Source organism: Streptococcus oralis (assembly GCF_003943385.1).
Classification (GTDB): domain Bacteria; phylum Bacillota; class Bacilli; order Lactobacillales; family Streptococcaceae; genus Streptococcus; species Streptococcus oralis_CA.
Genome location: NZ_RJPI01000009.1, coordinates 92176 through 98333, shown reverse-complemented (window position 1 = coordinate 98333; position 6158 = coordinate 92176). Strand labels below are relative to the sequence as shown.

Annotated in this window: 5 protein-coding genes and 1 pseudogene; 5 read left to right on the top strand and 1 reads right to left on the bottom strand. The window is 45.1% G+C overall.

The window, feature by feature from the left end:
- Positions 1-1569 (bottom strand): annotated as a pseudogene (locus D8803_RS09955) (hypothetical protein); the annotation flags it as partial.
- Here D8803_RS09955 and D8803_RS09950 point away from each other — a divergent pair.
- From D8803_RS09950 to cvfB, 5 genes are all read left to right on the top strand, one after another.
- Positions 1556-2260, top strand: a complete 705-nt coding sequence (locus D8803_RS09950) for an LPXTG cell wall anchor domain-containing protein (RefSeq protein WP_317842873.1) — start codon at positions 1556-1558, stop codon at positions 2258-2260. The pseudogene D8803_RS09955 and the gene D8803_RS09950 overlap by 14 nt on opposite strands.
- 252 nt (positions 2261-2512) lie before the next feature.
- Entirely contained in the window at positions 2513-3847 is a 1335-nt protein-coding gene (gene trmFO, locus D8803_RS07535) for a methylenetetrahydrofolate--tRNA-(uracil(54)-C(5))-methyltransferase (FADH(2)-oxidizing) TrmFO (RefSeq protein ID WP_131200741.1), read from the top strand.
- Positions 3848-3930: 83 nt separating this feature from the next.
- The gene (pyrH, locus tag D8803_RS07530) at positions 3931-4668 is read left to right on the top strand and encodes a UMP kinase (RefSeq protein WP_000002990.1); all 738 of its coding nucleotides are present in this window, start codon (positions 3931-3933) and stop codon (positions 4666-4668) included.
- A 7-nt stretch (positions 4669-4675) separates the two neighbouring features.
- Complete coding sequence (gene frr / locus D8803_RS07525) at positions 4676-5233, top strand: ribosome recycling factor (RefSeq protein WP_131200740.1); 558 nt, start codon at positions 4676-4678, stop codon at positions 5231-5233.
- A 59-nt stretch (positions 5234-5292) separates the two neighbouring features.
- Complete coding sequence (gene cvfB / locus D8803_RS07520; protein ID WP_001095457.1) at positions 5293-6147, top strand: RNA-binding virulence regulatory protein CvfB; 855 nt, start codon at positions 5293-5295, stop codon at positions 6145-6147.
- Positions 6148-6158 lie beyond the last annotated feature (11 nt).

Here is a 6158-nt window from a genome sequence, read left to right as displayed (position 1 = left end):
TGAATCAGCAAGCACAAGCGCAAGCAACAGTGCATCAACGTCTGACTCAGCAAGCAAGTCTGCTTCAGAATCAGCAAGCACAAGTGCAAGCAACAGTGCATCAGCGTCAACAAGCGCATCTGTATCTGATTCAACAAGCGTAAGCAATAGCATTTCTGCTTCAATCAGTGCTTCAGAATCAGCAAGTACAAGTGCAAGCAACAGTGCATCAGCATCAACAAGCGCATCAGTATCTGATTCAACAAGCTTGAGCAACAGCATCTCTGCTTCAATCAGCGCTTCAGAATCAGCAAGCACAAGCGTAAGCAACAGTGCTTCAACATCTGACTCAGCAAGCAAGTCTGCGTCTGAATCAGCAAGTACAAGCGCAAGCAACAGTGCCTCAGCGTCAACAAGCGCATCTGTATCAGATTCAACAAGCGTAAGCAACAGCATTTCTGCTTCAATCAGTGCATCAGAATCAACAAGCACAAGTGCAAGCAACAGTGCTTCAACATCTGACTCAGCAAGCAAGTCTGCCTCAGAATCAGCAAGTACAAGTGCAAGCAACAGTGCCTCAGCGTCAACAAGCGCATCAGTATCTGATTCAACAAGCTTGAGCAACAGCATCTCTGCTTCAATCAGCGCTTCAGAATCAGCAAGCACAAGTGCAAGCAACAGTGCCTCAGCGTCAACAAGCGCATCTGTATCTGATTCAACAAGCGCAAGCAACAGCGAGTCTGCATCACGTAGTGCCTCAGCTTCAGCATCAACAAGCTTGAGCAACAGCATCTCTGCTTCAATCAGCGCTTCTAACTCAGCAAGCACAAGCGTAAGCAACAGTGCCTCAGCGTCAACAAGCGCATCTGTATCTGATTCAACAAGCGCAAGCAACAGCGAGTCTGCATCACGTAGTGCCTCAGCTTCAGCATCAACAAGCTTGAGCAACAGCATCTCTGCTTCAATCAGCGCTTCTAACTCAGCAAGCACAAGCGTAAGCAATAGCGAGTCTGCATCACGTAGTGCCTCAGCTTCAGCATCAACAAGCTTGAGCAACAGCATCTCTGCTTCAATCAGTGCTTCTGAATCAACAAGCTTGAGCAACAGCATCTCTGCTTCAATCAGTGCATCTGAATCAGCAAGCACAAGCGTAAGCAATAGCGAGTCTGCATCACGTAGTGCCTCAGCTTCAGCATCAACAAGCTTGAGCAACAGCATCTCTGCTTCAATCAGTGCTTCTGAATCAACAAGCTTGAGCAACAGCATCTCTGCTTCAATCAGCGCTTCTAACTCAGCAAGCACAAGCGCAAGCAACAGTGCTTCAGCGTCAACAAGCGCATCTGTATCTGATTCAACAAGCTTGAGCAACAGCATCTCTGCTTCAATCAGTGCATCTGAATCAGCAAGCACAAGTGCAAGCAACAGCGAGTCAGCATCACGTAGTGCTTCAGCTTCAGCATCAACAAGTTTGAGCAACAGCATCTCTGCTTCAATCAGTGCATCTGAATCAGCAAGCACAAGCGCAAGCAACAGTGCCTCAGCGTCAACAAGCGCATCTGTATCAGATTCAACAAGCTTGAGCAACAGCATCTCTGCTTCAATCAGTGCATCTGAATCAGCAAGCGTAGCGAATGCATCAGCAAGCGAGTCTGCATCAGTAAGCACAAGCGTAAGCGCAAGTCAATCAGCTTCAGCAAGCGTAGCGAATGCATCAGCAAGTGACTCTGCATCAGTAAGCACAAGCTTGAGCAACAGCATCTCTGCTTCAATCGGTGCTTCTAATTCAGCAAGCAATGCTGGAGGAAATGAATCAACTTCAACCAGCGCATCATTGAGTACAAGCGTAAGCGATTCTGCATCTGTAAGCACTAGCGTAAGCACAAGTCAATCAGCTTCAGCCAACGCAAGCAAGACACCAACACCAGGTGGAGGCTTCCACTCAGCAAGTACAAGCACTGGCCCAGGTAGTGTATCAAATTCAGGAACTGCAAGCGATTCAGCTTCACACAGTGTGTCTGTAAGTACATCATTGAGCGATAGTGCAAACGCCTCAGCTAGCTTGTCTGACAGTGCTTCAATCTCAAGTGCATTGAACCACTCACAAGCTCCTGCACAACAACCTGCTGGACCAGGACATTCAAACGGTAGAAGACTTCCAAATACAGGAACTGCAAGTAACCAATTTGCTGGTCTTGGATTAGGAGTAGCTGCCTTGGCAACTGCCTCTCTTATTGGCAAGAAGAAGAAATCAGCAGCTTCTGAAATGGACCTAGAGGACTAAGTTTCAGGAACTGTCTAGAATGGAGTGCTTGTTCCCATTCTAGTGTTTGAAATAAGAACCCCAGATAGCCTNAGGCTATCTGGGGTTTGTTTGTGGGTTCATTTTTAATCTATAGGCCTTTTTAGTTCTTTCTGTCTACCTTTTTTGTTATACTAGTAGGAGTGATTATCTATAGAAAGTTTATGGGAGGCTGTTACTAAAAGCCTAGAAAAGGAAGAGCAGATTTTTCTCCCATAATGGTGAAAAAGTCTTATGTCTCAATCTTATATCAATGTTATCGGAGCAGGTTTGGCAGGGTCTGAAGCTGCTTACCAAATCGCAGAACGTGGTATTCCAGTTAAACTTTATGAAATGCGTGGTGTCAAATCAACTCCTCAGCACAAAACAGACAATTTTGCTGAGTTGGTTTGTTCCAATTCCCTGCGTGGGGATGCTTTGACCAATGCAGTTGGGCTTCTCAAGGAAGAAATGCGTCGCTTGGGTTCTGTTATCTTGGAGTCTGCTGAGGCTACACGTGTTCCTGCTGGTGGAGCCCTTGCGGTGGACCGCGATGGTTTCTCTCAAATGGTGACCGAAAAAGTGGCCAATCATCCCTTGATTGAAGTGGTCCGTGATGAGATTACAGAATTGCCGACCGATGTTATTACAGTTGTCGCTACTGGTCCTTTGACCAGCGATGCTCTAGCTGAAAAGATTCATGCCCTTAATGACGGTGATGGATTCTATTTCTACGACGCGGCGGCGCCTATTATCGATGTCAATACTATCGATATGAGCAAGGTCTATCTCAAGTCTCGTTATGACAAGGGAGAGGCGGCCTACCTCAATGCTCCAATGACCAAGCAAGAGTTTATGGATTTTCATGAAGCCTTGGTTAATGCGGAAGAAGCACCGCTGAATTCCTTTGAAAAAGAAAAGTACTTTGAAGGATGCATGCCAATCGAAGTCATGGCTAAGCGTGGCATTAAAACCATGCTCTATGGACCGATGAAGCCAGTCGGTCTGGAGTATCCAGACGACTATACAGGCCCTCGAGATGGAGAGTTCAAAACACCGTATGCAGTTGTCCAGCTTCGTCAGGACAATGCAGCTGGTAGCCTCTACAATATCGTCGGTTTCCAGACCCACCTCAAATGGGGAGAACAAAAGCGTGTCTTCCAAATGATTCCGGGTCTTGAAAATGCTGAGTTTGTTCGTTATGGTGTCATGCACCGCAATTCTTACATGGATTCACCAAATCTTCTCGAACAGACTTACCGTTCTAAGAAACAACCCAATCTCTTCTTTGCTGGCCAGATGACGGGTGTGGAAGGCTATGTTGAGTCAGCGGCGTCAGGCTTAGTTGCGGGAATTAACGCGGCTCGACTCTTCAAGGGTGAAAGTGAAGCTATCTTCCCAGAGACAACAGCGATTGGAAGTCTGGCTCATTACATCACTCACGCTGATAGCAAACATTTCCAACCAATGAACGTCAATTTCGGGATTATCAAGGAATTGGGAGGCGAGCGTATCCGTGATAAGAAGGCTCGTTATGAAAAAATTGCAGAGCGTGCCCTTACCGACTTAGAGGAATTTTTAACGGTCTAATTTTTTTGAAAGAATTGCTCATGATACTATAAAAATCTTAGAAATTGTGATAAAATAGGTAGGATAAAAAAAGGAGAGTAAAAATGGCTAACCCCAAGTATAAACGTATTTTAATCAAGTTATCAGGTGAAGCCCTTGCCGGTGAACGTGGCGTAGGGATTGATATCCAGACAGTTCAAAAAATCGCAAAAGAGATTCAAGAAGTTCATAGTTTAGGTATCGAAATTGCCCTTGTTATTGGTGGAGGAAATCTCTGGCGTGGAGAACCTGCTGCAGAAGCAGGAATGGACCGCGTTCAGGCAGATTACACAGGAATGCTTGGGACTGTGATGAATGCTCTTGTAATGGCAGATTCATTGCAACAAGTTGGTGTCGATACGCGTGTTCAAACAGCTATTTCTATGCAACAAGTGGCAGAGCCTTACGTACGTGGACGTGCCCTTCGTCATCTTGAAAAAGGCCGTATCGTTATCTTTGGTGCCGGAATTGGTTCACCTTACTTCTCAACAGATACAACAGCGGCCCTTCGTGCAGCTGAAATTGAAGCGGATGCCATCCTTATGGCTAAAAATGGCGTAGATGGTGTTTACAATGCCGATCCTAAGAAAGACAAGACAGCCGTTAAGTTTGAAGAATTGACTCACCGTGATGTTATCAATAAAGGTCTTCGTATCATGGACTCAACAGCTTCAACCCTCTCAATGGACAACGACATTGACTTGGTTGTCTTTAACATGAACCAACCAGGCAACATCAAACGTGTCGTATTTGGTGAAAATATCGGAACAACAGTTTCAAACAATATCGAAGAAAAGGAATAAGAAAATTATGGCTAACGCAATTGTAGAAAAAGCTAAAGAGAGAATGACCCAGTCTCACCAATCACTTGCTCGTGAATTTGGTGGTATCCGTGCTGGTCGTGCCAACGCAAGCTTGCTAGACCGTATCCACGTAGAATACTATGGAGTCGAAACTCCTCTTAACCAAATCGCTTCAATTACCATTCCAGAAGCGCGTGTTTTGTTGGTAACGCCATTTGACAAGTCTTCATTGAAAGACATCGAACGTGCCTTGAACGCTTCTGATCTTGGTATTACACCAGCTAATGACGGCTCTGTGATTCGCTTGGTTATCCCAGCTCTTACAGAAGAAACTCGTCGTGACCTTGCTAAAGAAGTGAAGAAGGTTGGTGAAAGTGCTAAAGTGGCTGTCCGCAATATCCGTCGCGATGCTATGGATGAAGCTAAAAAACAAGAAAAAGCAAAAGAAATCACTGAAGACGAATTGAAGACTCTTGAAAAAGATATTCAAAAAGTAACAGACGATGCTGTGAAACACATCGACGACATGACTGCCAATAAAGAAAAAGAAATCTTGGAAGTCTAAAAATAAACAGAAAAACTCAGTTGGCATTGCTGGCTGAGTTTTATTCGAAAGAAGGAAATATGAATACAAATCTTGCAAGTTTTATCGTTGGACTTATCATCGATGAAAATGACCGTTTTTACTTTGTGCAAAAGGATGGTCAAACTTATGCTCTTGCTAAGGAAGAAGGCCAACACACAGTAGGGGATACAGTCAAAGGTTTTGCCTATACCGATATGAAGCAGAAACTCCGCTTGACCACTCTAGAAGTGACTGCCACTCAGGACCAATTTGGTTGGGGAACGGTAACGGAAGTTCGTAAGGACTTGGGTGTTTTTGTCGATACCGGTCTACCTGATAAGGAAATCGTTGTGTCACTCGATATCCTCCCTGAGCTCAAGGAACTCTGGCCTAAGAAGGGCGACAAACTTTACATCCGTCTTGAAGTGGACAAGAAAGACCGAATTTGGGGGCTCTTGGCGTATCAAGAAGATTTCCAACGTCTGGCTCGTCCTGCCTACAACAACATGCAGAACCAAAACTGGCCAGCAATTGTTTACCGTCTCAAGCTGTCAGGGACCTTTGTCTATCTGCCAGAGAATAACATGCTTGGTTTCATTCACCCAAGTGAGCGTTACGCAGAGCCACGTTTGGGGCAAGTGTTAGATGCGCGTGTCATCGGTTTCCGTGAAGTGGACCGTACTCTTAATCTCTCGCTCAAACCACGTTCTTTTGAGATGTTGGAAAATGATGCTCAGATGATTTTGACTTACTTGGAAAGCAATGGCGGTTTCATGACCTTAAATGATAAGTCCTCCCCTGAAGATATCAAGGCAACCTTTGGTATCTCTAAAGGTCAATTCAAGAAAGCACTCGGTGGCTTGATGAAGGCTGGTAAAATCAAGCAAGACCAGTTTGGGACAGAGTTGATTTAGGTCTTATAGAC